Here is a 26,985-nt window from a genome sequence, read left to right on the forward strand (position 1 = left end):
ACGATCGGGCCCATGAAGATCGCGGTGCTCGGTGGCAGCGGACATGTCGGCTCCTTCCTCGTCCCACGCCTGGTCGAGGAGGGCCACGACGTCGTCGTGGTCAGCCGCGGGCGGCGCAAGCCGTATCGTCCGCACGGTGCCTGGCGGCGCGTGACGACGGTGGTGATCGACCGCGAGGAGTCGGAGGCCGACGGCTCGTTCGGGCCCGCCATCGCCGAGCTGTGCGCGGACGTCGTCATCGACATGATCTGCTTCCGCGAGGAGAGCGCACGTCACCTGGTCGAGGCGCTCGCCGGTCGCGTACAGCACTTCCTGCACTGCGGGACGATCTGGGTGTACGGACCGAGCGGGCAGGTCCCCGCCCTCGAGTCCGAGCCGAGGCGGCCGCTGGAGGAGTACGGCCGGGGCAAGGCGGAGATCGAGGCGTATCTGCTGGACCAGGCGCGCCGGAACGGCTTCCCCGCCACCGTGATCCACCCCGGTCACATCACCGGACCGGGATGGGTGCCGATCAATCCGGCCGGGCACCTGAACCTGGGCGTGTTCCAGGCCCTCGCCGACGGCGCCGAGGTCACGCTCCCCAACTTCGGGCTGGAGACCCTGCATCACGTCCACGCCGACGACGTCGCGCAGGTGTTCACGGCGGCGATGGCCAATCGTTCGGCGGCCGTCGGGGAGAGCTTCCACGCCGTCGCGCCCACCGCCGTCACCCTGCGCGGTTACGCCGAGGCCGTCGCCGGATGGTTCGGGCACGAGCCGCGGCTGGCGTTCCTGCCCTGGGAGCAGTGGCGCACCACGGTCGACGAAGGCGACGCCGAGGCGACGTACAGCCACATCGCGCACAGCCCGCACCGGAGCATGGAGAAGGCGAGCAGGCTGCTCGGCCACCGGCCCCGCTACACCGCGCTGGAAGCGATCGAGGAGGCCGTGGAAGCGCTCGTCGCGGAGGACCGCATCAGGCGCCGCGACTGACGGCGCGGCCGGGGCTGCCAGGCGGCTGCCCGGAGCACATCGGGGGCGATGTCCTGTACCGACCGGGCTTCCGTCGGGATGTGGACGGTGTCCTCAGGAGCCCGCTCGCCCAGATGTCCGGAGGCTCCGCTCGACGTGAGCGGCGACCTGCGATCCGGTCTCCCTCGATCAGGCAGGGCGCCATTCCCTTGGCCTGCTGAGAGCTGCGGACACCTCCCATGCGACCGTCGTCTTTCCGACGCCCGCACCACCGCCGATGAGCAACAGGTCGTAAGTGGTCATGGCTGACGAGCCTGGCAGTGCCAGGCCTGCCACGGCATGTGGTGATCGGCTGAGCCAGACCGACGATCAAGTGACCCCCGAAGAGGGGCTAACCGTCCGCGAGTTGGCGTGCCGCCAGCGCGTGCATCACCTCGCGCGTGGACGGATACAGGCTCAGATAGTGCTCGTACAGCTCGTCGTAGACCGCGCGGCGGGCCGGTTCGGAACGGACGACCGACTCGGCGGGGTTCCACGCCGCGATGTCCGCCCGGCGGGCCAGTCCCGTACCGACCGCCGCCAGGAAGGCGTCGCCGTGTGCCGCGCCGATGGTGTGGCGCGGCACGGTCTGCTCGAGACCGGTGACGTCGGTGACGATCTGCGTCCACAGGTCGCGCGCCCCGCCGCCGACCGCCACGAGCCGCCGCAGGTCGCCGCCCGCCTCGCGCATGGCCCCCAGGTTGTGCCGTACACCGAAGGCCGTGGCCTCCAGGGCGGCACGGTAGAGATGCGCGCGTCCGTGGCGGAGGGTCAGCCCGGCGACGACGCCGCGGGCGTCGGGGTCGAAGACCGGCGTCCGCTCACCCGCGAAGTAGGGCAGCATCAGCAACCCTTCGGCGCCCGGCGGCAGTTCGGCGGCCTCCTGGGTGAGCGTCGTGTAGTCCGCGCCCGTCAGATCGCGCAGCCAGGCGGTGATCGCCCCGGACGTGGCCATGCCGGCGGCGAGGCAGTACGTGTCCTCGTAGGTCCCGGCGGTGGACCACAGCCGTACGTCCGGCACCGGTTCACCGACGACGTTGACCAGGAACATCGTCGTCCCGTACATGAGCATGAGATCGCCGGGTCCTGTGGCGCCGACCGCGGCCGACTCCGCCCACGCGTCGATGGTGCCGGCCACGACGGGCGTACCGGCGGGGATGCCGGTGGCGGCGGCCGCCTCGGCGGTCACCTCGCCCACCACCTGTGAGGGCGCCACGAGTTCGGGCCACACCAGGCCGGGCGCCACCTCCTCGCACCGCTCCTCGATCCACCCGCCGCCGCGCAGGTCGTGGAGCGGGTCGCACTGGCTGGCGGAGTGGTGGTCGAGCACGTACGCACCGGTGAGGCGGCGCACGAGATACGAACTCGCCATGTACCAGCGGCGCATCCGCGCGTACACGTCCGGCTCGCGCTGCCGCACCCACGCGAACTTCGGGCCGAGGGCCTGACTGGTCAGAGCGGAGCCGCAGCGCCGCATGATCTCGTCCTGGCCGTAACGGGCGGTCAGTTCGGCGACCTGGTCGCCGGAGCGGGTGTCGACGCCGTAGAGGATCGCCGGGCGCAGGGGCGAATCGTCGGCGTCGGCGGGCAGGAGGCACGGACCGATGCCGCTGACGCCGATGCCCGCGAGACGGTCGGCCGGCAGGGCGCCGGCGAGGAGTTCGGCGGCGAGTTCCGTGAAGTCCCGCCACCAGACCTGCTGCGCGTCGTGCTCGACCCAGCCGGGCCGCGGGCTCGATGTGCGGTGCTCGCGCACGGCCTGAGCCACGATCCGGCCGTCGGCGTTCGTGAGGACACCCTTGGAGCTGGAGGTGCCGATGTCGATCCCGAGCAGCAGTGTCATGGCAGCTCCCTTGCGCCGTCCTCCATGCGTGCCATGGAAATCCTCCGGTGGTTGTGCGGACGCTACTTCAGGCCGGACGTCCTGACGGGCTCGACGGTCTGCCTGCGGAAGCGGGAGAGCATGAACACTCCGTGGATGCCCGCGTGGAGGCCGCGAACAAGGAGTAGGAAATCGATTTCTTGCGCCGGGTCGAGACACCGGACGCCGGGGCGACATGAAAGGGCGAGGGGAAAGGGGAGGCGTGCACGGCCGGGAATCGGGGCACGACCAGCACCGGAGACCTTGTTGAAATCCATTTCACGCGAACGTAGGGTTCACCGCAGAAGGTGTCAAGAGCTCGGGCACGGCGGCTCCCCGGAGCCTGTGCGCAGCACATGAAGGAGTCCCCGGTGACAACCATCAGCGACGTGGCACGGACCGCCGGGGTCTCGCCCGCGACCGTCTCCCGGGTCTTCAACGGCGGCCGCGTCACCGCCGAACGCGCCGAGCGCGTCCGCAAGGCCGCCGCAGACCTCGGGTTCTCACCGAACCGGGTCGCCCGGTCTCTGCGCATGCAGCGCGCCAGCGTCATCGGCCTGCTGATCCCGGACATCGAGAACCCGTTCTTCACCTCGCTCGCCCGCGGCGTCGAGGACGCCGCCCAGCGCACGAACCTCTCCGTCGTGCTCTGCAACACCGACGAGGACGTCGAGAAGGAGAGCCGCTATCTCGACATCGCCCTCGCCGAACAGATGGCGGGCGTGATCGTGGCTGCCGCCTCACGCAGGCGCACCGACCTCTCCGCGCTCGCCACACGGGGCATGCCCGTCGTCGCCGTCGACCGGCGCCCCCGCGCGGCCGAGGTCGACGCGGTCATGGTCGACAACCAGCACGGCGGCGAGGACGCCACCGCCCATCTCCTCGAACGCGGTTATGCGAGGGTCGCCTGCATCACGGGCCCCGCAGGCGCCTCCACCTCCGAGGACCGTCTCGCCGGCTACCGCGCCGCGATGCACGAGGCCGGTTTCCCCGACGAGTGGACGCGCGCCCACACCCGGCACGCCGACTTCCACGTGGACGGGGGCTACGCCGCCATGCGCGACCTGCTCGCTCTCCGTACGCCCCCCGACGCCGTATTCGTCGCCAACAACCTGATGACGGTCGGTGCCCTCAAGGCCCTGCGCGAAGCAGGGGTCGAGCCGCCCGGGTTCGGCATCCTCTCCTTCGGCGACGTGCCGTGGGCGTCCCTCGTCAGGCCGCCGCTGACCACCGTCCAGCTGCCCTCGTACGACATGGGCGCGTCCGCCGCCGCGCTGCTCCAGGACAGGCTGGCGGGCTCGGACAAGCCGCTCCAGACCGTCGTCCTGCGCACGGTCCTCCAGCCACGGGAGAGCACGAACGGACCGGGCGCGCGGAGCTGAGGCCGGCCAGGACCGCGCCCCACGACTCGCGGCGGAGGAAGGAGTGCGGTAGGCGGCCGGCTCGGCGCTCGTGACCGCGGGAGCCCTCGATGCCCTCTTCAGCCCTGTGAGCAGCGGTTTCGCTCGGCGAGCCGGTGCCCGGGCATCGGCTCGCCGAGCGAGCCTCAGTGGGCGATGGGAGCCTGATTCGTGTCTGGGACCTCCCGAAGGGAATCGCCATGATCACCACTGACTTTTCCGTTGGCTCCCCGTGCTGGCTCGATCTCGGTGTGAGGGATTCCGCCGCCGCGAAGACGTTCTACGGCGGGGTCTTCGGCTGGACGTTCCAGCCGTTCGGGTCGGGCGAGGAGGAGTTCGGCCTCTTCAAGTCCGAGGGAAGGACCGTGGCCGCTCTCGGTCCGCTCGACGAGGGCGCACGCTCGGCATGGATGATCTACTTCAGCACGCCCGACGTGGATGCGGCGGTGTCGAAGGTCCGCAAGGCCGGAGGCACGGTCCGGGTCGATCCGTTCGACGTCAACGACCAAGGCCGGATGGCCCAGTTCACCGATCCGCAGGGCGCGCAGTTCGCCGCCTGGCAGCCCGGCAAGACCGAAGGCGTGGAGATGGTGGACGAGCCCAACTCACTGATGTGGGTCGAGCTGTACACGACCGACGCCACGGCGGCGAAGGAGTTCTACAAGGGCCTGTACGGCTGGGATTTCACGGACATGCCGATGCCCGGTGACGAGGTCGGCACGTACACGATCATCGGTCCCTCCGGCGCGCCGCAGGAGCGGATGCACGGCGGCCTGATGGAGGTCCCGCAGGAGGCCCTCGCCCTGGCCGGCGGCAACCCGTTCTGGCACCCGGTCTTCCACACCATCGACTGCGACGCGACCATCGCGAAGGTCACCGAGCTCGGCGGGAACATCGTCATGGGCCCGGAGGACGCCGAGGGCGTCGGCCGCATGGCCGTCTGCCTCGACCCCTTCGGCGCGGACTTCGTCGTCCTCAAGCCGTCCATGTGAACGAACCGTCGACGCGACCACCCCCGGCCGCCACCGGGGGTGGTCCGCACGTGAGCCGACTGCCGCCGCGGCCCCGACTCAGCCCCGGACCAAGCGAGTCGGGGCCGGACCGGTGCAGTCGCGCGGCCACCGGACGCCCACACCGACCGGCCGTTATGCTCCAACTCCCTTGCCCTACGGACGACTTCGAGCGATGCCACCTCCACCGGCGCCCAGCCTCCTCCGCGGACCTCGCGTGGCGATCAGGCACGTCACGCACGACGACTACGCGGAACTCACCGCCCGTACCCGGGAGAGCGCAGAGCTGCACCGGCCCTGGGTGCCTCAGCGGGAGACCACTCCCGAGGCCTTCGCCGACCACGTCGCCCGGTGCGGCCGGCCGACCCACGAGGGGTTCGTGATCTGCCTGTGCGACACCGGCGGCGGCACCGCAGGGAACACCGGCGCCGCCGGCTGCTCCGGTCACACGCACCGGATCGTCGGCGCCGTCAACATCAACAACATCGTGCGGGGCACCCTGCAGTGCGGGGCCCTGGGCTACGTCTCGTACGCGTCCACCACCGGCCGCGGCTACATGACCGAGGGGCTGGGTCTCGTGATCCGTCACGCCTTCGAGGAGTTGGGCCTCCACCGCCTCGAGGCCAACATCCAGCCCGGGAACGTCCGTTCGTCCAGGCTCGTGGAGCGACTGGGCTTCCGGCGGGAAGGTCACTCGCCGGCCTTCCAGCTCATCGACGGCGAGTGGCGCGATCACGACCGCTGGGCGATCACTTCCCCCGGATGATCCTTCCCCGATCACCGCGCTGAGCGTGCCGCCCCCCGTCTCCCGGCGGCCGCCACTTCCCTCGTCCTTGCCTCGTCACGCGTCCAGGGCCTCGCGCCACCGCCTGACGAGTCCGGCGTCGCCCGGGCCGGACCAGCCGCCGCGCCGGGCCGCGCCCCCGATGTGGAAGGCGGTGATGCCCGCGGCCGCGAGTTCCGCCACATGCTCCAGGCGGAGTCCGCCGCCGGCGATGGTGTCCGGCTCGAATCCCGGTTCGCGGGCGGCAGTTCGCGCCGCCTCCGAGCGCAGCACGTCCAGTCCATCGTCGACTCCCAGGGGCGAGCCGGCCGTGAGGAAGGCGTCCGGACCTCTCCTCTTCCTGCCCGGTCCCCCGGCCTGTCCTGCCGGATCCCCCGCACACGCCCACTCCGAGAGCGCCTTGCGCAGGCCCTCGCGGTCCGGGGCGTGGTCGACGGCGCGGTGGAAGGTCCATGGGCGGCCGTCGATCACGTCGTCGAGGACGGAGATCGCGCTCAGGTCCGGCCCGCCCGCTTCGTCGAGGAATCCCAGTACGAACTCGTCCGCGCCCTCGGCCAGCAGCCGCCGCGCCTGTACGCACAGCGCGTCCAGGGCCGCGTCACCACCGGCCGCGAATCCGGCGCCGCCACGCAGCATGACCCGCACGGGCAGGGCGACCGCGGCGCGGACGCGGGCGAAGGTCTCGCACGAGGGGGTCAGTCCGTCGGCGGCCATGTCGGTGACCAGTTCGAGACGGTCGGCACCTCCCGCGCACGCCGCCAGGGCGTCCTCCGCGTCGAGCGCGATCACCTCGAGAACCGGAGCGGAGGCGGCGTCGGGAGCCCGTCCGGAAATTGGTCTAGACACGTGTGCACTCTGTCACAGCCGCGACTCCGCCGGAAGTCGACATCGAACCCGACGGGCACAATCGCCCTCATGGCGACAAACGACGATCCCGGAGCCGGGGCCGCCGGCCCCTCACCCGCACGCCGACCCGCCCACCCGACGTCCGAGACGTCCGGCCGCACGACCCGCGACCGCCTGCTCTCGCGCTGGAACGCACTGCTCGTCAGCGCCCGCGACGGCCAGGAGGAGCCGGACCCCGCCCCGTACGGCCGGAACCTGATCGAGCGCTGGTCGGAGCCCCAGCGCCACTACCACACGGCCGATCACCTGCTGGACGTCCTCAATCGCATCGACGAACTCGCCCCGCACGCGCGGGGGGCCGACGTCGACACCGTGCTGCTCGCGGCCTGGTTTCACGACGCCGTCTACCGCCCCGACCGCAGCGAGAACGAGGAACGCAGCGCCGCCCTCGCCGCACGGGCACTGCCCGAGGCCGGAGTGTCGCAGGCCCGTACGGACGAAGTCGCCCGGCTGGTGCGGCTGACCGTGACCCATGACCCCGAACCGGACGACATCAACGGGGAGTTGCTGTGCGACGCCGACCTCGCCGTGCTGGCGGGGCCACCTGACGAGTACGCGAAGTACGCGTCAGCGGTGCGCAGGGAGTACGCCTTCGTGCCGGACGACGCCTTCCTCAAGGGCCGCGCGGAGGTGCTGGGTCAACTCCTGGGCCTGCCACACCTGTTCCGCACCCGATACGGGCAGGAACGATGGGAACATGTGGCCCGCCGCAACCTGCGGACGGAGATGGAGTTGCTCGTCAGGGGGGATTGACTCAAGACCGACGTGCGGCACCCCACATCTTCGGACTCCACACCAGCCAAGAGGCCACTCACAGAGGATCGCAGGCCACGTGGTCACCGGGTTCCTCCGAGGATGCCCCGGCCTTCGGGCCGGGGTGGGGGTACCTCCCGCTTGCGGGGGAGAACCGGACTCCTGCGGGGCAGGGCAGAGGTAGCCGTATCGCCGCCCGGGCGATGCGGCGTCCACCCCGCACGGAAGTGAGCGAGCCTGCCTTGATCGTGAACTCTCATCTGTCAGTCCTCCCGGATAGTTTGAGGATCATGACGACAGCGACGCAGGTGGCGGAGGGTGCCGGGCACGCCCGTTACACCTACCGTCTGCGGGTGTCGCCCGGTGCGCGGGCCGCGCTGGAAGCGGAGTGGGCTCGCTGCCGGTGGCTGTGGATGAGTGCGTTGCGAAGTCGAAGGCCGTGCACGCATGCAACAAGGCCCATCCCGAGGAGAAGGTGACGTGTGGTCCGGCCCAGCTCGACCAGATGCTGACCGAGGCCCGGGCGCGCACGTCGTGGCTTTCGGCGGGTGCGTCGGTTCCGCAGCAGCAGGTGATCCGCGATTTCGCGAAGTCGCGGGCGAAGGCGTTGAAGGACATCAAGGCCCGGCTGCCGATGCGGCAGCGCGCCGGGATGCCGAGGTTCAAGAAGAAGCGTGAGGCCGACCCCAGCTTGAACTACACGCAGCGGGGCTTCCGGTTGAAGGACGGCCGCCTGCACCTGGCCGGCGGGATCACGGTCAGGCCCGTGTGGTCGCGCACGTTGCCCAAGCCGCCGTCCAGCGCGCGGGTGTACCGGGACAGCCTCGGCCACTGGTACGTGAGCTTCGTGGTCGCCGCCACCACCGAGCAACTGCCCAAGACCGGCGCCGTGATCGGTATCGACTGGGGCGTGGCCCAGATTGCCACGACGACCGCGGATGCGCACGACCTGTTCCACCCGCAGCACGGCAGGACCGCGGCGCACAAGCTCGCGAGGTACCAGCGGATGATGGCCAGGCGTAAGCCGAAGAAGGGCCAGGCAGCCTCGAGAGGCTACCGGGAGGCGAAGCGGCAGGCGGCGAAGCTGCACAAGAAGGTCGCCCGGCAACGGCAGGACACCGCCCGCAAGTGGGCCAGACAGATCGTGCGTGACCATGACGCGATCGCGGTGGAGGACTTCCGGCCGAAGTTCCTCGCGAAGTCCACGATGGCCCGCAAGGCCGCCGACGCCGCGATCGGTGCGACCAAGCGCGCGCTGATCGAGATGAGCCGCAAGCACGGCCGGGTCGTGCACCTGGTCAACCCCGCGCACACCACCATGGACTGCGCGCACTGCATGACGAGAGCCAAGCATGCACTGCCGCTGGGTGAGCTCACCTATACCTGCACCGCATGCGGAGCTGTCTTCGCGAGAGACAAGAACTCCGCGTACGTGATGCTCATCCGGGCGGGTCTGAGCCCGGCAGGTGTTGAGGGCGTAAGACCTCCGGGGCCGCTGGCCCCGGAGACTGCCTGAGCCTGGAATCCGGCAGAAGCCTGAAGGCACCCCGCAAGGGGCGCACGTCCGCAAGGACGAGCGGGAATCCCCCGCCTTCAGGCGGTCGGAGCAGTCAATTCTTCCACCGCCACCGGAATGGAACGGAACCGGCAAGGACACCGACTCTCCCGAGCCCTCGTTTGACGCGGCAGACTGCCCGCTCTGCCCCGTCACGGGAACGCCCGTCACCCCGTCGCGCCCCGTACGGGTGACCCGGGATGCCGAGTCCGCCAGCGGGCGCACGATTGACGCATGGACTTGATCGACGCCTTCGAGACAGCCTTCAAGGAATGGGACCGGCTCGTCCACGAGGTCGGTGAGCGGCAGTGGGACGACCCCACCCCGTGCCGCGACTGGAACGTGCGGGACCTGGTCAACCACCTGGTCGGCGAGCACCTTTGGGCGCCGCACCTGCTGAACGGCGAGACGCTCGCCGAGGTCGGCGACCGCTTCGACGGCGACGTGGTCGGCGACGCCCCGGTGGCGGCATGGGAGGAGGCGGGCAGCGCATCGCACCCGGCGTTCCACCGGAAGGGCGCGCTGCGCGGGAGCGTGCACGTCACCGGCGGGAAGACCCCGGCGTCGGAGTACGGCTGGCAGATGACGACGGACCTCGCCGTGCACGGATGGGACCTGGCACAGGGCATCGGCGTGCGGTCGCGGATGCCGGACGAACTCGCCGACGCGGTCTACGACCACATCGCACCGGAGGCCGGAAGCTGGCACGAGAGCGGGATCTTCGACGCGCCGGTGCCGGTGCCGGACGACGCGGTGCCGCAGGACCGTCTGGTGGCCCTGCTCGGACGGCACCCCTGAGTCGCCACGGGGCGCCTGATACGCACTGATACGTCCCGGACGTTCGAATAGGGCGAAGCATCCGAAGCGCACCGGCCCACCCCGGTGGGCACGGAATGCGGGACACCACGCGGTGGTTGGTGCATGACATGCCACCCGAATCAGCCGGCGCCCAAGCAGGGCCGGACACCCGGCACGTGACGGACACCGGTTCCGGTCCGGGCGACAACGACTCTTCAGGCACTGCTCCGTCCGGCCCTTCGGGCCCCGGTACGTCCCGCTCCGCACCCGCTCGGTCCGGCCCCCGCCCGGCACGGACCCGGATGCCGCTGGGCGTCTACGTGCTGGGGCTGTCGGTCTTCGCGCTGGGCACCTCCGAATTCATGCTCTCCGGGCTGCTGCAGCCGCTGGCCCGCGATCTGAACGTCTCCATTCCACGGGCCGGGCTCCTGGTGTCCGCGTTCGCGATCGGGATGGTCGTGGGCGCCCCGCTCCTCGCTGCCGCCACGCTGCGGCTGCCCCGCCGCGTGACCCTCGTCGCCCTGCTGGCCGCCTTCGGCCTGGGGCAGGTCGCCGGGGCGCTCGCGCCCACGTACGGGGTGCTCTTCGTCTCCCGGGTGGTGAGCGCCCTCGCGTGTGCCGGCTTCTGGGCGGTGGGTGCGGCGGTCGCCATGTCGCTGGTGCCGGTCGACGCCCGTGCCCGGGCCATGGCGATCCTCGTCGGCGGGCTCAGCATCGCCAACATCCTGGGCGTGCCCGCCGGTTCGCTGCTCGGGCAGCACGCGGGGTGGCGCTCGGCGTTCTGGGCGGTCGCGGTGATGTCGGCGATCGCCCTGGCCGGGGTGATCGCGCTGGTTCCGCGGACGGATCCGGCGAAGGGCGCGGACAAGCCGCGGCTCCGCCGCGAGCTGCGCATCTACGCGGACAAGCAGGTATGGCTCAATGTCGTCACCATCGCGCTCAACGCCGCCGCCGTCTTCGCCGTCTTCTCCTACCTCGGCCCGCTCCTGACGGACGTGTCCGGCCTGGCGGAGCACCGGCTTCCCACGGTGCTGGCGCTGTTCGGTCTCGGCGGCCTCATAGGCACCGCCCTCGGCGGACGGATCGCGGACGGGCACCTGTTCGGCACGATGTACGGCGGCATCGCCGCTTCGGCCGTCACCCTGGGGCTGCTCGCATTCCTGGCCCGCAGCCCGGTGGCGGCCATCGCGCTGTCGCTGCTGCTGGGGGTGGCGGCCTTCACGGCCGCTCCCGCGCTCAACGCCCGCATGTTCGAAGTCGCCGATGCCGCCCCGACGCTCGCCGGCGCCACCACGACCTCGTCCTTCAACATCGGCAACACCCTCGGCCCGTGGCTGGGCGGCCTGGTCATCAGCGCCGGATGGGGCTACGAGTCGGTGGCGCTGACGGGCGCGGCACTCGCGGCGGCCGCCGTCGTCACCACTGCTCTCGCCTCGCTCACGAGCCGGCGGCGGGCCCGCCGGCACCTCGGCGTCACGTGCCCCTCGGCGGCCCCCGCCTCTTGGGGCGCCTGAGGCCCGCGTCCGTGAGCCGGCGCACCAGTTCCTTGCTGCCGACCTCGACGGCGCCCGCCGCCACGGCCGCCGCATAGCGGGCGCTCGGCACGTCGTAGTGGTCGCGGTCGAAGGCCCGCCGGGGGCAGCCGATGCCGGCGGCGAAGGTGTGGAGCTCGTCGTAGGAGACGTCGCTGACCAGGTGCGACCACAGCCGTCCGTTGCCCGGCCAGTCGGGCGGATCGATGTAGACGGTCACCGCGTCACCGCCCGCCCACGCCTCGGGGCGCGGGCCGGTGCCCCGGTCCAGGCCGCGGACTCGCCGGTTCACACACAGCAGGTGCGTCCAGGGACGCCCGTGCGCTCAGAGCCACTTGTTCAGCGCTCCCACACGCGCGACGGAGGTCGTGGTCTTGCCGCAGACCCAGTGAGGGTCCTCTCCCAGCGCCGGTTCGACCTCCAGCGCGTGCGGATCGGAGCCGAGGCATACGGGGCACAGTGGCCAGCGCCCGTACCGGTCGAGCAACGCGTCCTGCACGTCCTGGGCTATCAGCCCGTTCACGAACCCGATGCCGTCCGGCCACTGCTCGACCCACCACCTGCGGTGCGAGACCGCTTCCTCGACGAGCGAGACCACGTCCGCCTCCGCGACCTTGCCCGCCTCGAGGTCGGCGAGTACGAGGGCACGGGCGGTGTGAAGTGTCTGCTCGAGCTGGTCCATGTCTCCATTGCACCAAAGACGCCGAGGCCGATGCGGCGGTCCCAGCCAGTCCCCGAGCGGTCTGCGGGCCCGGGACCGGCTTCTTTCACGCCCCCCCTCGAAGATCACGACGTGCCCGGCGAAGACCACGCGAAGATCTCGAAACGGAAGCGTGGTGAATCGATGTGCACGACTCTTGACTGGGCCATGACGGGAAAATACCTTCCACCGATGACCACCTATCTGAAAGAAAGTTTCGCCAGAGGCGGCAGACCGCACGGCAGAGGCGGCGGCAACAGCCCCGCAGGAGCCAACCATCACGCAGCCGGCCCGCGGGGGGCCGGTTCCGGCGCACCAGCGCAGCCCGCCGCCCGCCCTGCCCCCTCCGGAAGGCCCGGCCCCCCTGGACCGGGCGCTCTCGCAGCCAAGGTCCGCACGATGGCCCCGTCCATGACGCGCTCCATGCAGCGCGTGGCCGAGACCGTCGCGGCGGACCCCGCGGGCTGCGCGCAGCTCACCGTCACCGGCCTCGCCGAACGCACCGGCACGAGCGAGGCCACCGTCGTACGGACCTCCCGTCTGCTCGGCTTCCCCGGATACCGCGATCTGCGTCTCGCGCTCGCGGGTCTGGCCGCGCAGCAGGAGTCCGGAGCGGCCCCGTCGGTGACCGCCGACATCGCGGTGGACGACCCGATCGCCGACGTCGTGGCCAAGCTCGCTCACGACGAGCGGCAGACCCTGGCGGACACCGCGGCAGGCCTCGACACCGTGCAGCTGGAAGCGGCCGTCAACGCCCTCGTCGCCGCGCGCCGTGTCGACGTGTACGGGGTGGGCGCCTCGGGGCTCGTCAGCAAGGACCTCGCGCAGAAACTGCTGCGCATCGGTCACGTCGCGCACGCGGAGGCCGATCCTCACCTGGCGGTGACAACCGCCGTGCAGCTGGGGGCCGGTGACGTAGCGATAGCCATCACGCATTCGGGTCGTACGGTCGACGTCATCGAACCGCTCCGCGCGGCCTTCGACCAGGGTGCGACGACGATCGCCATCACAGGGCGTTCGGACGGCGAGGTCGCGCAGTACGCGGACCACGTGCTGACCACGTCGACGGCTCGCGAGAGCGAACTGCGTCCTGCCGCGATGTCGAGCCGCACGAGCCAACTCCTCGTCGTTGACTGTTTGTTCATCGGCGTGGCGCAACGTACGTACGAAACCGCGGCCCCCGCGCTCTCCGCCTCGTACGAGGCGCTGGCACACCGGCACTCACCCCGGCCCCGCTGACCTCGTACAGAGAGGGCATGTACGCAGTACCCGTACGGCACACGGCACGTGTGTTCCAGTCCCGGATCCCGGCCCGGGCTGGTTCCGTCCGCGCACGGGCCAGGCGTACACGTCCGAACGGGCGGGGCCGACCCCACAGGCACCACCCGCAGAAGTGGCCGCGAGCGGTGAGGGTGCGCGGCCGAACGGGCTCGCGACGGTCCCGCCGTCCGGGTCCGATTCCGTGTCCGATCCTCATCCGTTCCCGTTATCCGCATCCCGGGCCGAGCCGAAGTCCGGGTCCGCATCCGAATCCGTGTCCGCGCGAGCCAGAGAGAGCGCCACCTCCCCATGACCTCCACCGCTGACAATCCCCCCTCCTACAGCGAGCTGCGCGCGCAGCTGGAGACGCTGACCACGGAGGCGTTCCGGAGCGATCTGTCCGAAATCGATCAGCTGCCCACCCTGGAGATCGCCCGGATCATGCAGGGTGAGGACGCCACCGTGCCCGGTGCCGTCGCCGAGCAGCTGCCGAGGATCGCTGCCGCCATCGACGCGACCGCCGAACGGATGGCCCGCGGCGGCCGCCTCATCTACGCGGGCGCCGGCACGGCGGGCCGTATGGGCGTACTGGACGCCAGCGAGTGCCCACCCACCTTCAACACCGATCCGTCCGACGTGGTCGGGCTGATCGCCGGCGGCCCCGGCGCGATGAACAGGTCGGTCGAAGGGGCCGAGGACAGCAAGGAGCTGGCGGCCGCCGACCTCGACGCGCTACGGCTGACGGCCGACGACACGGTGGTCGGCATCTCGGCGTCCGGGCGCACCCCTTACGCGGTGGGCGCCGTCGAGCACGCGCGCGGAAAGCACGGCGCGCTCACGGTCGGCTTCTCCTGCAACGCGGACTCGCCGCTCGGGGACGCGGCCGATCTGCGGATCGAGGTCGTCGTTGGCCCCGAGCTGCTGACGGGCTCGACCCGGCTGAAGGCCGGCACGGCGCAGAAATTCGTCCTGAACATGCTGTCGACGATCACCATGATCCGTCTGGGCAAGACCTACGGGAACCTGATGGTCGACCTGCGCGCCTCCAACGAGAAGCTGCGCGCCCGCTCGCGGCGCATCGTCTCCCTCGCGACGGGTGCCGGTGACGAGACCATCGAGGCCGCTCTCACCCAAGCGGGCGACGAGGTCAAGAACGCAATTCTCATCATCCTCGCGGGGGTCGACGGCCGTACGGCGGCCCGGTTGCTCGATGAAGCGGGTGGTCACCTGCGAGCGGCGCTCCGCGCGGCGGGCGACGAAGGCTGACAGTGGTGCCAAGCGGCCGGCCGCCGCCGGCTGTGGCCGGATCGCTGGACCGCACCGCGTTCCGGGCCTCCGGACAGCCAGAGAGCGACCGCGCCAATGAGCACAGACAAGAACCGCCAGATCGCCGAAGCGCTGCTGCCCCTCGTGGGCGGCTCGCAGAACGTCGTCTCCGTCACCCACTGCATGACCCGGATGCGTCTCGGCCTGGCCGACCGCTCACTGGTCCAGGACGCCGCACTGCGCGCGCTGCCGGACGTGGTGGGGGTCGTCGAGGACGACGACACCTACCAGATCGTGCTCGGCCCGGGGAAGGTCGCCCGGGTCACCACCGAATTCCAGGCCATCGCCCGGCAGGAGACTGCCACCGCCGCCGGCTCGACGGCCGAGGCGACTGCCGGCACCCCTGCCGCCGTGGCAGCAGGCGGGCAGTCCGCTGTCACTGCCGATGAGCTGGCCGAGCGTGGCGCCGCCATCCGCGCCGCACGCAGACGGAAGAACTCGACACCGGTGAAGCACATGCTGCGCCGGGTCGCCAACATCTTCGTGCCGCTCATCCCGGCGCTCATCGGCTGCGGCATCGTCGCCGGCATCAACGGCATCCTGACGAACCTGGTCAGCAGCGGCGGCGCCCAGTGGGCGGCGGGCATCGTCCCCGCCCTGACCGCGATCTCCACCGGCTTCATGTCGCTCATCGCCGTCTTCGTCGGCATCAACACGGCCGCGGAGTTCGGCGGAACGCCCGTACTCGGCGGCGCGGCCGCGGCCGTCATCGTCTTCGCCGGCGTCTCCAAGGTTTCGGTGTTCGGGGCGAAGCTCGCGCCGGGACAGGGCGGGGTGCTGGGCGCGCTGTTCGCGGCTCTGGTCGCGGTGTACGTCGAGAAGTGGTGCCGGCGCCGCGTGCCGGAGGCCGTCGACGTGCTGGTCACACCGACCGTCACGGTCCTCGTCTCCGGCATGGTCACGCTCTTCGGGCTGATGTACGTGTGCGGCCTGGTCTCCACCGGCATCGGCCACTTCGCCAACTGGCTGCTCCTGCACGGCGGAGGCGTCGCCGGCTTCGTGCTCGGCGGGCTCTTCCTGCCGCTGGTGATGCTCGGCCTGCACCAGGCCCTCATCCCGATCCACACGACGCTCATCGAGCAGGACGGCTTCACGGTCCTGCTGCCCGTCCTGGCGATGGCCGGCGCGGGTCAGGTCGGTGCCGCGATCGCCGTCTACATGAGGCTGCGCCGCAACACCTCGATCCGAAAGACCATCAAGTCCGCGCTTCCCGCCGGTGTGATGGGCGTCGGCGAGCCCCTGATCTACGGTGTTTCGCTGCCGCTCGGACGGCCGTTCATCACCGCGTGCATCGGCGGCGCCGTCGGCGGCGGTGCCGTGGGGCTCTTCCACCAGCTGGGCACGTCCGTCGGGTCCACGGCCATCGGCCCGTCCGGCTGGGCCCTCTTCCCCCTGCTCAAGGGCAACCAGGGGCTGGGCGCCATCGCGGCCGTCTACGCGCTCGGGATGGGGACGGGGTATCTGGCGGGCTTCATCGCGACGTACTTCTTCGGATTCAGCAAGCAGATGCTGGCGGAGCTGAACGTCGCGCCCGAGGCGGAGGCCGCCGGAGCGGGGAGCAAGGTCATCGCCACGGGTACGCCCGCGGCCGCACCCCGTGTCCCGCAGGACACCCGCAGGCGCGGCGAGGACGACGACGATGACGGCGCCGAGGGCGACGGCGGTCTCGGCGGAGGCGGCGGGGAGCCGAAGCAGCCGGTCGGCGTGTAGGGCCCTTCCTTCTCACCGGCCGGCCCGGTCCGGGAGCGACATCGAGCGGCGTGCCCTCTGCACGGACCACGCCGCCGCTCCCGGGCCGGGGGCCGACGGAAGCAGGGACGGCCGCCGGGGCGGCCGGTGCCAGCAGGGGGGACTCGGCTCGATCGCGAGGTCTCACATGCACGAAGCCCTTGCTCCCCGTACCGCTCCGATCCCCCTGCGAAGGCCGGCGCACGACGGGCGTCCCCTGCCGTGGCTCGCCGGTGTCGCCGCGGCGTTCGTGCTCGCCCAGCTGCTCCTCGTGGTGCCCGGGTCCGGCATGGGATGGGACGAGTCCGTCTACACCAGCCAGGTCAGCGGGCATGCGCCGGCGGCGTTCTTCAGCGCGCCCCGTGCCCGCGGGATCTCGTTCCTCGCGGCGCCGGTCGCGGCGCTGACCTCCTCCATCACCGCCCTGCGGATCTATCTGGCGCTGCTCTCCGGGGCGGGACTGTTCGCGTCGCTGTGGGTGTGGCGGGGCATGCTCCCGGCCCGCGTCCTGGCCACCGCGGGCGCCCTGTTCGCGAGCCTGTGGATCACGCTGTACTACGGGCCCTCGGTGATGCCCAACCTGTGGACCGCCTTCGGCGTCCTGTCGGCGACCGGTTGCTTCGTACGCCTCGCCCGCAACCGTGACGACCGCCGGGCACGTACCGGACTGGTCGTCTCCGTCGCGGTCGTGGCGCTCATGCGGCCGCCCGACGGATTCTGGCTCGTGCTCGCTCTCGCCGCCGTGGCCGTCTGCGTACGCCGCTGGCGCAGACCCGGGCTGCTGGCGCTCCTCGCCGCCGGCTTCGCGTTGGGGTCCGCGGAGTGGATCGCCGAGGCGTACATCCGGTACGGCGGCCTGTTCGAGCGGCTGCACCGTGCCGGCGAGATACAGGGCGGCATGGGCTGGCACATGGCTGCGGACGACCAGATACGCAGCCTGGCAGGGCGCACGCTCTGCCGTCCCTGCGACATTCCCTGGCAGAACCCTGCCACCGCGCTGTGGTGGTTCGCCCTGCCGCTGCTGGCAGTGGCAGGCACCCTCGTGACGCCGTGGGGCCGACGCCGTGCCACCGCCGTGGTTCCCGCGGTCACAGCAGTGGTCGTCGCGGTCCCCTATCTCTTCCTGATCGACTACGCGGCGCCCCGCTTCCTCCTGCCCAGCTACGCACTGCTCGCACTGCCCGTCGCCCGGTTGCTGTGGTGGGTGGCGGCCGACAGGCACGGACGGCTGCGCATGGCCGCGACGAGTCTCGTGGCGCTGGGCCTCGCGGGGCATCTGGCCGTCCAGTACGCCGTACTGGCCGACAACACGGCTGAAGTCCGCACGTCGCACAGGGACTTCACGAGCGCGGCCGCTCGTCTGCACCAGCTGGGTGTGCGTCCGCCGTGTGTGATCTCCGGGGACCACTCCGTGCAGCTGTCCTTCTACACCGGCTGCACGTCGCGGCAGACCGGCGGTCCCGACGCCAGCATCACCGGGGCCGGAGTACGGGCCGCGTCCCGCACTTCGGCGGTGACGGTCGTCGTGCCGCCGGGCGGCAGGCCGCACCCCGTAGCACAGGAGTGGCGGCGTGAATCGCTCGCTCCGAGCTCCTCGGCCTCCCGCTTCCACGGCTACGAGGTCTATCTGCCCGCGACGGTACGGCCCACGGCTCAGGGCGAATCCGGCCGGTGAGCCGAACGGACATGGGGCCGGAAAACCGCGCTCAACTCCCGCCCCGGGCAGGAGAGTTGCGCACGCTCCGCACGAACACCCCGGAGCGTGCCGCGGCCAGTGCGGCGTCCGCGGACCGCTCCGCCGTCTCCGCGTCGGCCACCTCGCCCGAGATGAACAGGCGGTAGTAGAGAGGAGCGACGGCCGCGCGCACGACCTCTTCCCCGTCCGTCCCCTCGGGCAGCTCTCCGCGCTCCACAGCGCGCGCGACGAGCGGAGCCGCCTGGCGGTGACGGCCCGCCAGGAAGCCGTGCAGCGCCCGGGCCGTCACGGGGTCGTGGACGGCCGCCGAGACGAGGGCGCGCGAGACCGCCCCCGCGTGCGGGTCCTCGAAGTGGGTGACGACAAGTGACGTGAGCTCCCGCAGATCGCCCTGGATGCCGCCCGTGTCGGGGACGGGCCAGCGCTCCCCCGAGGCAAGGTCGAGGACGTCGGCCGCGAGCCCCGCGGCGTTCCTCCAGCGGCGGTGGACGGTTGCCCTGTGCACTCCAGCACGGGCGGCCACGCCGTCGACCGTCAGACCGTCGTAGCCGCGCTCCGCGATCTCGGCGAGCGTCGCTTCCCGCACGGCCTCACGGGTGCGGGCCGTACGGCCGCCCGGGCGCGTGCTCCCCGGCACCGGTGGGTGTTCTTCCTCGGCGCCGGCGTCGCGCGTCAAGTGCGGCCCCTGTAATTCCGTTGCACCGTCAGACCCCCTGTGTCACGCTCCACGCTAACGCAACACTGTCGCATTTATGGATCGCTGAAGACCGTACCGGGACCGCGCCGCTTCGCACCGCAACCGCGGGCGGGCGGGCGGGCGCGGCAACACCGCAGAACTCCGAGGGAGCGCAGCAGACATGGACCGAGTCCAGGCACGGGCGCCGCACACCGCCCCGACGCACTCGCCCCGTCCCCCGTCATGCGCCCCGGAAATCCACCGCCTTGACCGCTCAGCTCACACTCAAGGACGTCTGGAAGTCCTACGCCGGCCGCGCCGTCCTCGACGGGATCCCGCTCACGGTGAGCCCCGGCGAACACGTGGCCGTCGTCGGTGACAACGGCTCCGGAACGTCCGCGCTGCTGCGGCTGATCGCCGGCCAGGAACCCCGGGACGAGGGCACCGCCGAGGAACACCGCGAACAGCCCTACCGGGGCGCCCTCATCGTCGTCTCCCACGACCGCACACTCGGGCTCCGGTTCACCGGCAGCCGTCTGCGCATGCACGCGGGAGTCCTGGAGGCGGACCCCGAGGCCCCTCGGACGGACCGAGGGCGGCAACCCGGGGAGCGCCAACTCGCGGCGCTGGAACCGCCGGATCATCAGCCACCACAGCCGCCCGGACCGGCAGAACCGGCGGCACCGAAGACACCGAAGGCACTCGACGAACGGGGGGAACGGGCATGAGGGACGCGCTCGTCATCGAAGAGATCGGCATCGAAGGCGTCGAGGCGGGCGGCGCGGGGGCGGGCCCCTACGGCATCACCACGGGACCGGACGGTGCGCTCTGGTTCACGCTCGTCCACGCCGGCTCGATCGGCCGACTGGAGCTGCCCGCACGGAAGTTCAGCTTCCATTCGCTGGACTCCCCGGACAGCGGCCCGACCGTCATCACCTCCGGCCCCGACGGCGCACTGTGGTTCTGCCGAACGCGGGACCACCGCATCGGCCGCATCGGCACGGACGGCGGCGTGCGTGAATTCGCCCTGCCCGAGCGGGAGTCGGGCCCGTACGGCATCACCGCCGGCCCCGACGGCGCGCTGTGGTTCACCGAGACCGCGGCGAACCGGATCGGCCGCATCACCGTCGAGGGCGAGGTGACGGGGTTCCCGTTGCCGACGCCGGGTGCCTTTCCGTCCGTCATCACCGCGGGGCCTGACGGCGCGCTCTGGTTCACGCAGAACCAGACCGACACCGTCGCCCGTATCACCACCGCAGGCGAGATCACGTCGTTCCGGCTGCCGACGAAGGGCGCGGCCCCCGTGGGAATCGCCGCGGACATGCGGCGCGGCGCGGTGTGGTTCGCGGAGATCGGCGCGGGCGCGGTCGGCCGGATCACGCTGTCGGGCGGAATCGCCGAATTCCCGTTGCCCGACTCGTCCTCACGCCCGCACGCGGTGACGGTCGACGCGGCGGGAGCATGCTGGTTCACGGAGTGGGGCGCGAACCGCATCGGCCGCATCACACCCGACGGCACCCTCACCGAAGCCCCGCTCCCGACGCCGGCCGGCGAACCGCACGGCTTGACGGTCGGGCCCGACGGCGCGATCCGGACGGCCCTGGAGTCGGGCGCGCTGGCCCGCGTCACGGTCTCCGACCAGGGATGACGTCACCCGTTCGCATGAAGCACGACGGATACGTGCGAGTGCTCTGGAGGCGTCGACGACGACCCGAGCCGGACATCATGCTGGTGCGCGCAGAGGCCCTGACGGGTCCTGCCCAGACTTCCTACCGGCCCGAGGATGTGATCCTCGCCGCCGAGGTCGTCTCCCCGGACTCGGTGGACCGTGACCGCGACACCAAGCACCGCAAGTACGCCGCTGCCGGCATCCGTCACTTCTGGCGGGTGGAGAACGACGGCGGCCGCGCCGTCGTCTACACCTTCGAATTGGAGCCGGCCACCCTCACCTACGCGCCGGCGGGCGTGTATCACGACGAGCTGAAGGTCTCGGTCCCGTTCCCCGTCGACATCGCTCTGTCAGAGGTGCAGGCGCCGAACAGCTGACCCGGTTGCGCCGGGTTGCGGTTCGCGGATCACGGAGCGACGGGGCGGAGACCGAGGACCGAGGCGGCCGTCACACCCGGCGAGTCCAACGACGCCAGTGAGTCCCACCGCGCCAGTGAGCCCGGCGCCGCTCCAGGGCCCCGACTGGCCCCGCACACGGCGGGGTTCAGCAAAGGCCCCGGTCGAGAACCTCAGAGCCTCGTTCACAGCTTCAGCAGACGCTCCGTCGCCTCCTTGTACTGACGCAGGGCGAGGCGCAGTTCCTCGGTCTCCGCGGCGGACGCGGAGCCGGGGCCGCCGGGTCGGCGGGTGCGCCCGACGGGACGGGCGGCTCCGGGGGCGGATTCGCGGCTGCGGGGGTGCCCTGCCGCGAACCCGGGTCGGCGAACTCGAATTCGCGGGACGTCACGACGCCTCACTTCCCTTGGCGTGCCGACGGGCGGAGAACAGCGGTGCCCGAGGACGCCTGGGTCCCGCAGTGTGCGGAGTACCCGGCGCCCCCGGCACACCCGCAGCCCCCGGAGTACCCGGTGCACCCGCGGTGCCCGGCGCTCCGGGCGCCGCACCCTTGGGCATCAGCGGGCGCCGCACACGTGGCGACCGCGCGCCGCGCCCCGCGTGAACGAGCTGTTCCGTCATCAACGCGTCGAAGAACGCTCGGGCTTGCAGCATCGCCTCACGCATCTCCTCCGTACCGGCGGTGCCGCTCGTCGCCGCGGCGCTCAGCCGCCGGTAGCCGTCCAGGTGGGACGCGTGGTGCACGGACAGCGCGTCGACGTGCGCGTCACGGTGTTCCGGGCCGGGGAAGCCGCGGGCACGAGCCAGCCCGCCGAGCAGCTCGTGCACCTCGGCGAGGGCATGCTGCGGCGACTCCACGAAGCGCTCCTGCGCCGCCGACCAGCGGCCGACGTAATGCTCACGCATCTCGGGCGGGAGCGGCTGAGGGACGAACGAGCCGTATTCGCGGACGCGTTGGCCCAGCTCGCGGTCCGTTGCCCGGGTGTCGCCGTTGTGGCGGGCGAGCACGCGGTCGTACTCGGGCCCGAAGCGGTTCCTCATGCCGCCGCCGCGCCCGCGTTTGCGTGCTTCCGTGAAAACCAGGCGGGCCACGACGACTGCGAGGACGACGGCCAGGACAATGATCACAATTGTGGACAAGGTCTTCCACCCCGAGTTTTCGTGTTGTGGCGGACAGTTCGCACCCGGGTAGCCGCACGATCCCGTCGCAAACGCCGTGCTCTGCCGCGCCGGGGCGGATCACGGACTCGAGCGTGGTGGCATGGGCACATGGGTGGAACGGATGCGCAGACCGACGGCCGCGGCACACGCGAACGTCCCACGGCACCACGCGCCGTGGCGTTCTGGCTGGTGGCGGCCGCCTTCACGGTGACGATGCTGGGCACGACCCTGCCGACCCCGCTGTACGTCATCTATCAGCAGGAGATGCACTTCTCCACGCTCATGGTCACCGTCGTCTTCGCGACGTACGCGGCGGGCGTGCTGGCGGCCCTGCTGCTCGCCGGCCATGTGTCGGACGAGATCGGGCGCCGCCGGACGCTTCTGCCGGGACTGGTGCTCGCCATGCTCAGCGCCGTCGTCTTCCTCGCCGCCGACGATCTGAGCCTCCTCTTCGTGGGACGGCTCCTGTCCGGCCTGTCGGCGGGCATCTTCACCGGCACGGCCACCGCGGCCCTCGTCGACCTGGCCGACAGCAGGAACACCGCGCGGGGCAGCCTGGTGGCCACCGTCGTGCAGATGGGCGGATTGGGCAGCGGTCCGCTGCTGGCGGGTGTGCTCGCCGAGTTCGCACCGGCGCCGCTGCAACTTCCGTACGCCGTCCACCTGGTGCTGCTCCTGCTGGTCGCAGCCGGAGTGTGGTTCATGCCGGAGCCGGTCGAGGGTGCCGTTCGGCGTCCCCGGATCAGGGTGACGAAGCCGGGGGTTCCGCAGGAGATGCGCGGCACCTTCGTACGGGCGGGCATCGCGGGGTTCGCGGGGTTCGCGGTGCTGGGGCTCTTCACGGCGGTGTCCCCTTCGTTCATGGGGAAGCTGCTGGGGATGAGCAACGTGGCGCTGGAAGGCGGTGTGATCTTCGCCGTTTTCGCGGCGTCCGCCGTCGGCCAGATCGCGCTCGTGCCACGGTTCGGCGACGCGTCCCTGCCGGTGGGCTGTGCGGGACTGGTCGTGGGCATGGGGCTGCTCACGGCGGGATTCGCCGCGCGGTCGTTCGCGCTCCTCGTGGCCGGAGGCGTGGTCGCGGGGATCGGTCAGGGCATGAGCTTCCGCGCCGGGCTGGCCGCCGTCAACGCCGAGGCTCCCGTGGCGCGCCGCGCCAATGTGGCCTCGACGTACTTCGTCGTGCTCTATGTGGCGCTGTCGCTGCCCGTGATCGGCGTCGGCCTGGCGGCCGATCTGGTCGGGCTCCGGGCGGCTGGGATCGCGTTCAGCGTGCTCGTCGCGGTGCTCGCGGGTTCCGTGCTGGCGGCGCTGCTGCGCGCCGGTCGGCGCACTCGCGTCTCATGACGCCGCCTCAATGCCTCGCCGCGGGACGGCCTCCCGCTCAGGACGGGGGCGCGGTCGGCTGCCCTCCGCCCGGACTCGCGGGGGCGTGCTCCGCCAGCGTGACGTCGGTCTGGCGCGACTCCTTCGAGTACAGGAACGCCACGAGGGAGATCGCCGCCGTCCCCGCCATGAAGAGCGCGACGAGCCACGGGTCTCCGTCCGCGTAGCCCAGCAGCGCCGCCGCGATGAACGGCGAGAAGCCGGCGAGCGCCGCGCCCGTCTCACGCGACGCAGCGAACCCCGTGTAGCGCACGCGGGCCCCGAACAGCTCGGCGTAGAAGACGGGTTGGACGGCGATCATCGGGGCCAGCCCGAGCGAGGTCGCCACGATCATCGCCAGCCAGATCACCGCGGGCACACCCGTGTCGAGCAGCAGGAAGAACGGATACGCGAACAGCCCGGTGAAGACGACGCTGAACAGGTTCAGCGGCCTGCGCCCGATCCGGTCCGACAGCGCTCCGTACACCGGCTGGAGCGCGATCACGACGAGCCCGAAGGAGATCACGCCCGTGAGGGCGACCCACTTGGGCTGCTCGACCTGGACCGTCAGATACGACACGGAGAAGGTCGCGTAGATGTACACCACCGAGGTGTCGCAGATGTGTGCGCCGATGCCGACCAGGAAGCTGCGCGGGTAGCGGCGCAGCGCCTCCCGCACCGGCAGTTTCACGACGCTGCGGTCGTCCTTCATCCGCTGGAAGACGGGAGATTCGGAGACCCGCAGCCGCAAGTAGAGCGAGACACCGATCAGTACGAAGCTGAACAGGAAGGGCAGCCGCCATCCCCAGCTCTGCTGGCTTGCCTGCGGAAGCATCCCCACGAAGAGGAAGACGACCATTCCCAGCACGAGCCCTGCCTGCACGCCCATCTGCGCGAACGAGGCGTAGAACCCGCGCCTTTCGGCCGGGGCGTGCTCGGCGAGCAGCGTCGACGCACCCCCGAACTCGGCGCCCGCGCCCAGCCCTTGGCACACGCGCATCAGCGTGAGCAGTACGGGGGCGGCCACGCCGATCGAGGCGTACGTCGGCAGCAGTCCGATGATTCCGGTGGACAGGCCCATGACCAGCGTCGTCAGTACGAGCGTGGCGCGCCTTCCGATGCGGTCGCCGAGGGCTCCGAAGAAGAAGCCGCCCACGGGGCGGAAAACGAAGCCGACGCCGAAGGTCGCCAGACCGATCAGGGTACCGGCCGCCGGGTCGTCCTGGACGAAGAAGAGATCGTTGAAGACCAGCACGACGGCCGTGCCGTAGATGAAGAAGTCGTACCACTCGAGCGCGGTGCCGACGACCGACGCGGTGACGACGCGCCGCAGTTCACGATCGGTGCGCATGTTCCTGGGCGCGGGCGCGGACCCGGTGGTGGACCCGGACGCGGGTGAGGTGGGATTCGTGGTCGTGGGGGGTGGTGGTTCCTCGGACATGGCCGCTCGATTCATCCGTCCCTGCCGCCTTGGCCGCCGCGGACCGGAATACCGGCAGACCACCATCCGACAGCGTTTTGCCTGACGGAATTGTGTTCCGGAAACCGACCCGGGGTTACGGGATGGTGCCACAGCCCTGCATGGCTGTGAACCCGCGCGGCAGCAACGGACCGGCTCCGCGAGGCAAAGCAGCCCGCCGACCCGCTGCTTAGACTGGGCCGATGGCCAGCGATCGGCACCGCACGGCGGCGGACAAGACACTCGACGTGCTGGAGGCGCTGGCCGAGCACCGCAGCGTGGCGGAGATCTCCGAGGTCACATCGCTGCCCAAGCCCACCGTGCACCGGATCCTGCAGACTCTCGTCGAACGCGGTTTCGCCCGTTCCCTCGGCCGCGGCAGCTACGCGAGCGGCCCGCGCGTCCTGACCCTCGTCGGCAGCCACCAGCGCGAGGGCGATCTGCCCGACCAGGCCCGGCCGGTGCTGGAGGCGCTGCGCGAAGAGACGGACTGGACCGTCCACTTCGCACTGCTCAGCGGCGACGAGGCCGTCTACGCCGCCAAGTTGGAGGCCGACAAGCCGTACCGCCTGGCCTCACGCATCGGCATGAGCCTCGCGCTGCACTCCACTTCCGTCGGCAAGTCCGTACTCGCCACCCTGCCCGACGAGTCGGTACTCGCCCTGCTCAAGCGCACCGGGATGTCGGCGCGGACGGAACGCACGCACACCGACCCAGCGGAGCTGCTCGGCGAGCTGGCCGCCGTACGGGAGCGCGGATACGCGGAGGACCGCGAGGAGAACGAATCCGGCGTCGTCGCGGTGGGCGCTCCCGTCTTCGACCACTCGGGCCAGGCCGTCGGCGGCATGAGCGCGGTCACGCTGAGCAGCTTCACCGACGAGGCCTCGATCGCCCGCTGCGGAAGGGCCGTTGCCGGTGCCGCGAAACGCTTCTCCCTGACGCTGGGCGCACCGCCTCACCGCTCCGGGCTCGCCCCGCGGCGAAGCTGACGGGCCGGGACTCGCCTTGCGACGTCAGGTGACATCCGAGGAGAGCGGTGGGCGCGGTGGCTGCTGAGCAGGAGTGGGACGAGATGCTGTTCTCGGGCACGGCCGCCTACTACCGGCGGGGAAGGCTGCCTTATGCGCCCGGACTGGCGGACACGCTCACCGAGGTTCTGAAGCTCGACGGACGAGGACGGCTCCTCGACGTCGGATGCGGACCGGGCACCGTCGCTCTGATCCTGGCTCACCGGTTCGGCGAGATCGTCGGCGTCGACCCGGACGCCGGAATGATCGCCGAGGCCGCTCGGCAAGCCGCCGGGCGCGGAGTGTCCGAGAAGACGCGGTGGGTGCGGGCTCGGGCCGAGGAACTGCCCGCGGGGCTCGGCACGTTCACCGTCGCGACCTTCGCCCAGTCCTTCCACTGGATGGACCGCGACGCGGTGGCGGCCACCGTGAAGGGCATGCTCCGGCCCGGCGGGGCCCTGGTGCACGTCTCCGATCTGAAGACGGAGACGCGGAGCGTCGAGGGTCTTCCCTGCCCCGCGGTGCCCGAAGCGGCCATCGAGGAGCTCGTCAGGGACCATCTGGGACCGGTACGGCGAGCCGGCCTGGGCCTGCTGCCGAACGGAACAGCCGGCAACGAGGCCGCGGTGTTCACCCGGGCGGGATTCGCCGGCCCTGAGCGCCACATCGTTCCCGGCGGGCAGGCGCTGGAACGCACCTCCGACGACGTCGTCGCGGCGGTGTTCTCCATGTCGTTCTCGGCTCCGCACCTGTTCGGCACGCGCCGCGACGAGTTCGAGGCCGACCTGCGCCGGATACTGCGGACGGCCTCCCCGGCGGACCGGTTCTCCGAACGGCAGCCGAGCACCGAGGTGTTCGTCTGGTGGAGAGACCCCACGGACCTGGAGCCGTCTCCCCCGGCCGCGTGACCTTCCCCGCGAAGACCGGCTCGACGGAGCAGCACGACCTGCCCGATAC

Annotated in this window: 25 protein-coding genes and 1 pseudogene; 18 read left to right on the forward strand and 8 right to left on the reverse strand. The window is 71.3% G+C overall.

The window, feature by feature from the left end:
- Window positions 1–12: 12 nt before the first annotated feature.
- On the forward strand, window positions 13–972 hold the full coding sequence (locus I004_RS0118565) for an NAD-dependent epimerase/dehydratase family protein (RefSeq protein ID WP_028436729.1): 960 nt from the start codon (window positions 13–15) through the stop codon (window positions 970–972).
- Between the two features lie 370 nt (window positions 973–1,342).
- Here I004_RS0118565 and I004_RS0118570 read toward each other — a convergent pair whose 3' ends face one another.
- Window positions 1,343–2,833, reverse strand: a complete 1,491-nt coding sequence (locus I004_RS0118570; RefSeq protein WP_028436730.1) for an FGGY-family carbohydrate kinase — start codon at window positions 2,831–2,833, stop codon at window positions 1,343–1,345.
- A 389-nt stretch (window positions 2,834–3,222) separates the two neighbouring features.
- Here I004_RS0118570 and I004_RS0118575 point away from each other — a divergent pair, with 389 nt between their 5' ends.
- From I004_RS0118575 to I004_RS0118585, 3 genes are all read left to right on the forward strand, one after another.
- Window positions 3,223–4,233, forward strand: a complete 1,011-nt coding sequence (locus I004_RS0118575; RefSeq protein ID WP_028436731.1) for a LacI family DNA-binding transcriptional regulator — start codon at window positions 3,223–3,225, stop codon at window positions 4,231–4,233.
- Window positions 4,234–4,451: 218 nt separating this feature from the next.
- Window positions 4,452–5,243, forward strand: coding sequence for a VOC family protein (locus I004_RS0118580; RefSeq protein ID WP_028436732.1), 792 nt, complete (start codon window positions 4,452–4,454; stop codon window positions 5,241–5,243).
- 193 nt (window positions 5,244–5,436) lie between these two features.
- Window positions 5,437–6,027, forward strand: a complete 591-nt coding sequence (locus I004_RS0118585) for a GNAT family N-acetyltransferase (protein ID WP_028436733.1) — start codon at window positions 5,437–5,439, stop codon at window positions 6,025–6,027.
- 75 nt (window positions 6,028–6,102) lie between these two features.
- On the opposite strand, the gene I004_RS0118590 is transcribed toward I004_RS0118585, so the two are convergent.
- Window positions 6,103–6,891: a copper homeostasis protein CutC gene (locus I004_RS0118590; protein ID WP_486580106.1), complete on the reverse strand. Its 789-nt coding sequence runs from the start codon at window positions 6,889–6,891 to the stop codon at window positions 6,103–6,105.
- Between the two features lie 69 nt (window positions 6,892–6,960).
- Here I004_RS0118590 and I004_RS0118595 point away from each other — a divergent pair, with 69 nt between their 5' ends.
- The 4 genes and pseudogenes from I004_RS0118595 (at window position 6,961) to I004_RS34725 (ending at window position 11,571) form a co-directional block, all read left to right on the forward strand.
- Window positions 6,961–7,704: an HD domain-containing protein gene (locus tag I004_RS0118595; RefSeq protein ID WP_486580108.1), complete on the forward strand. Its 744-nt coding sequence runs from the start codon at window positions 6,961–6,963 to the stop codon at window positions 7,702–7,704.
- Between the two features lie 290 nt (window positions 7,705–7,994).
- Window positions 7,995–9,220: pseudogene (locus tag I004_RS34720) on the forward strand (RNA-guided endonuclease InsQ/TnpB family protein).
- A 273-nt stretch (window positions 9,221–9,493) separates the two neighbouring features.
- Entirely contained in the window at window positions 9,494–10,057 is a 564-nt protein-coding gene (locus tag I004_RS0118605; protein ID WP_028436736.1) for a TIGR03086 family metal-binding protein, read from the forward strand.
- A gap of 302 nt (window positions 10,058–10,359) precedes the next feature.
- Window positions 10,360–11,571, forward strand: a complete 1,212-nt coding sequence (locus I004_RS34725; RefSeq protein ID WP_051345160.1) for a Cmx/CmrA family chloramphenicol efflux MFS transporter — start codon at window positions 10,360–10,362, stop codon at window positions 11,569–11,571.
- Here I004_RS34725 and I004_RS0118615 read toward each other — a convergent pair.
- Both I004_RS0118615 and I004_RS0118620 read right to left on the reverse strand, forming a co-directional pair.
- The gene (locus tag I004_RS0118615) at window positions 11,531–11,809 is read right to left on the reverse strand and encodes a DUF4031 domain-containing protein (RefSeq protein WP_028436737.1); all 279 of its coding nucleotides are present in this window, start codon (window positions 11,807–11,809) and stop codon (window positions 11,531–11,533) included. The two genes, I004_RS34725 and I004_RS0118615, sit on opposite strands and share 41 nt — an antisense overlap.
- Before the next feature lie 105 nt (window positions 11,810–11,914).
- On the reverse strand, window positions 11,915–12,271 hold the full coding sequence (locus I004_RS0118620; RefSeq protein ID WP_028436738.1) for a hypothetical protein: 357 nt from the start codon (window positions 12,269–12,271) through the stop codon (window positions 11,915–11,917).
- A gap of 210 nt (window positions 12,272–12,481) precedes the next feature.
- On the opposite strand from I004_RS0118620, the gene I004_RS34730 reads away from it, so the two are divergent.
- From I004_RS34730 to I004_RS0118640, 4 genes are all read left to right on the forward strand, one after another.
- Window positions 12,482–13,528, forward strand: coding sequence for a MurR/RpiR family transcriptional regulator (locus tag I004_RS34730; protein ID WP_028436739.1), 1,047 nt, complete (start codon window positions 12,482–12,484; stop codon window positions 13,526–13,528).
- Between the two features lie 330 nt (window positions 13,529–13,858).
- On the forward strand, window positions 13,859–14,815 hold the full coding sequence (gene murQ, locus I004_RS0118630) for an N-acetylmuramic acid 6-phosphate etherase (RefSeq protein WP_028436740.1): 957 nt from the start codon (window positions 13,859–13,861) through the stop codon (window positions 14,813–14,815).
- Window positions 14,816–14,911: 96 nt separating this feature from the next.
- On the forward strand, window positions 14,912–16,585 hold the full coding sequence (locus I004_RS34735) for a PTS transporter subunit EIIC (RefSeq protein WP_051345161.1): 1,674 nt from the start codon (window positions 14,912–14,914) through the stop codon (window positions 16,583–16,585).
- A 166-nt stretch (window positions 16,586–16,751) separates the two neighbouring features.
- Window positions 16,752–18,278, forward strand: a complete 1,527-nt coding sequence (locus I004_RS0118640; RefSeq protein ID WP_028436741.1) for a membrane protein — start codon at window positions 16,752–16,754, stop codon at window positions 18,276–18,278.
- 31 nt (window positions 18,279–18,309) lie between these two features.
- On the opposite strand, the gene I004_RS0118645 is transcribed toward I004_RS0118640, so the two are convergent.
- Complete coding sequence (locus tag I004_RS0118645) at window positions 18,310–18,975, reverse strand: TetR/AcrR family transcriptional regulator (protein ID WP_028436742.1); 666 nt, start codon at window positions 18,973–18,975, stop codon at window positions 18,310–18,312.
- A 266-nt stretch (window positions 18,976–19,241) separates the two neighbouring features.
- Here I004_RS0118645 and I004_RS0118650 point away from each other — a divergent pair, with 266 nt between their 5' ends.
- From I004_RS0118650 to I004_RS34740, 3 genes are read left to right on the forward strand one after another with little or no spacing between them, the layout of a single operon-like run.
- On the forward strand, window positions 19,242–19,703 hold the full coding sequence (locus I004_RS0118650; protein WP_028436743.1) for an ATP-binding cassette domain-containing protein: 462 nt from the start codon (window positions 19,242–19,244) through the stop codon (window positions 19,701–19,703).
- Complete coding sequence (locus tag I004_RS0118655; RefSeq protein ID WP_028436744.1) at window positions 19,700–20,623, forward strand: virginiamycin B lyase family protein; 924 nt, start codon at window positions 19,700–19,702, stop codon at window positions 20,621–20,623. The genes I004_RS0118650 and I004_RS0118655 overlap by 4 nt, the downstream gene beginning before the upstream one ends.
- The gene (locus I004_RS34740; protein ID WP_078511413.1) at window positions 20,620–21,021 is read left to right on the forward strand and encodes a Uma2 family endonuclease; all 402 of its coding nucleotides are present in this window, start codon (window positions 20,620–20,622) and stop codon (window positions 21,019–21,021) included. The genes I004_RS0118655 and I004_RS34740 overlap by 4 nt, the downstream gene beginning before the upstream one ends.
- A gap of 203 nt (window positions 21,022–21,224) precedes the next feature.
- On the opposite strand, the gene I004_RS39515 is transcribed toward I004_RS34740, so the two are convergent.
- A complete protein-coding gene (locus tag I004_RS39515; RefSeq protein ID WP_158677051.1) occupies window positions 21,225–21,440 on the reverse strand; it encodes a hypothetical protein in 216 nt (71 codons plus the stop codon).
- Window positions 21,427–22,179 (reverse strand): collagen-like triple helix repeat-containing protein, encoded by a 753-nt coding sequence (locus I004_RS34745; RefSeq protein WP_199779419.1) that lies wholly within the window; start codon window positions 22,177–22,179, stop codon window positions 21,427–21,429. The genes I004_RS39515 and I004_RS34745 overlap by 14 nt, the downstream gene beginning before the upstream one ends.
- Window positions 22,180–22,308: 129 nt before the next feature.
- Between I004_RS34745 and I004_RS0118670 the strand changes: the two genes are divergently transcribed.
- Window positions 22,309–23,544: an MFS transporter gene (locus tag I004_RS0118670; RefSeq protein ID WP_051345163.1), complete on the forward strand. Its 1,236-nt coding sequence runs from the start codon at window positions 22,309–22,311 to the stop codon at window positions 23,542–23,544.
- 37 nt (window positions 23,545–23,581) lie between these two features.
- Here I004_RS0118670 and I004_RS34750 read toward each other — a convergent pair whose 3' ends face one another.
- Window positions 23,582–24,913 carry an MFS transporter gene (locus I004_RS34750; protein ID WP_037976756.1) on the reverse strand — a complete coding sequence of 444 codons (1,332 nt, stop codon included), beginning with the start codon at window positions 24,911–24,913 and terminating at the stop codon, window positions 23,582–23,584.
- 311 nt (window positions 24,914–25,224) lie between these two features.
- On the opposite strand from I004_RS34750, the gene I004_RS34755 reads away from it, so the two are divergent.
- The gene (locus tag I004_RS34755; protein ID WP_051345164.1) at window positions 25,225–26,010 is read left to right on the forward strand and encodes an IclR family transcriptional regulator; all 786 of its coding nucleotides are present in this window, start codon (window positions 25,225–25,227) and stop codon (window positions 26,008–26,010) included.
- A gap of 83 nt (window positions 26,011–26,093) precedes the next feature.
- Window positions 26,094–26,936, forward strand: coding sequence for a class I SAM-dependent methyltransferase (locus I004_RS0118685; protein ID WP_037976888.1), 843 nt, complete (start codon window positions 26,094–26,096; stop codon window positions 26,934–26,936).
- The last annotated feature ends 49 nt before the right edge of the window (window positions 26,937–26,985 follow it).

The organism is Streptomyces sp. TAA486 (assembly GCF_000426165.1).

Bases quoted from the DNA above. Each gene is read 5' to 3' on its own strand.
- I004_RS34730 (WP_028436739.1), top strand. From the start codon at position 12,482: ATGACCACCTATCTGAAAGAAAGTTTCGCCAGAGGCGGCAGACCGCAC.
- I004_RS34740 (WP_078511413.1), top strand. From the start codon at position 20,620: ATGACGTCACCCGTTCGCATGAAGCACGACGGATACGTGCGAGTGCTC.
- I004_RS0118670 (WP_051345163.1), top strand. From the start codon at position 22,309: ATGGGTGGAACGGATGCGCAGACCGACGGCCGCGGCACACGCGAACGT.
- I004_RS0118640 (WP_028436741.1), top strand. From the start codon at position 16,752: ATGCACGAAGCCCTTGCTCCCCGTACCGCTCCGATCCCCCTGCGAAGG.
- I004_RS0118685 (WP_037976888.1), top strand. From the start codon at position 26,094: ATGCTGTTCTCGGGCACGGCCGCCTACTACCGGCGGGGAAGGCTGCCT.
- I004_RS0118565 (WP_028436729.1), top strand. From the start codon at position 13: ATGAAGATCGCGGTGCTCGGTGGCAGCGGACATGTCGGCTCCTTCCTC.
- I004_RS34755 (WP_051345164.1), top strand. From the start codon at position 25,225: ATGGCCAGCGATCGGCACCGCACGGCGGCGGACAAGACACTCGACGTG.
- I004_RS0118655 (WP_028436744.1), top strand. From the start codon at position 19,700: ATGAGGGACGCGCTCGTCATCGAAGAGATCGGCATCGAAGGCGTCGAG.
- I004_RS0118585 (WP_028436733.1), top strand. From the start codon at position 5,437: ATGCCACCTCCACCGGCGCCCAGCCTCCTCCGCGGACCTCGCGTGGCG.
- I004_RS0118570 (WP_028436730.1), bottom strand. From the start codon at position 2,833: ATGACACTGCTGCTCGGGATCGACATCGGCACCTCCAGCTCCAAGGGT.
- murQ (WP_028436740.1), top strand. From the start codon at position 13,859: ATGACCTCCACCGCTGACAATCCCCCCTCCTACAGCGAGCTGCGCGCG.
- I004_RS34750 (WP_037976756.1), bottom strand. From the start codon at position 24,913: ATGCGCACCGATCGTGAACTGCGGCGCGTCGTCACCGCGTCGGTCGTC.
- I004_RS0118620 (WP_028436738.1), bottom strand. From the start codon at position 12,271: ATGGACCAGCTCGAGCAGACACTTCACACCGCCCGTGCCCTCGTACTC.
- I004_RS0118595 (WP_486580108.1), top strand. From the start codon at position 6,961: ATGGCGACAAACGACGATCCCGGAGCCGGGGCCGCCGGCCCCTCACCC.
- I004_RS0118580 (WP_028436732.1), top strand. From the start codon at position 4,452: ATGATCACCACTGACTTTTCCGTTGGCTCCCCGTGCTGGCTCGATCTC.
- I004_RS0118605 (WP_028436736.1), top strand. From the start codon at position 9,494: ATGGACTTGATCGACGCCTTCGAGACAGCCTTCAAGGAATGGGACCGG.
- I004_RS34725 (WP_051345160.1), top strand. From the start codon at position 10,360: ATGCCGCTGGGCGTCTACGTGCTGGGGCTGTCGGTCTTCGCGCTGGGC.
- I004_RS34735 (WP_051345161.1), top strand. From the start codon at position 14,912: ATGAGCACAGACAAGAACCGCCAGATCGCCGAAGCGCTGCTGCCCCTC.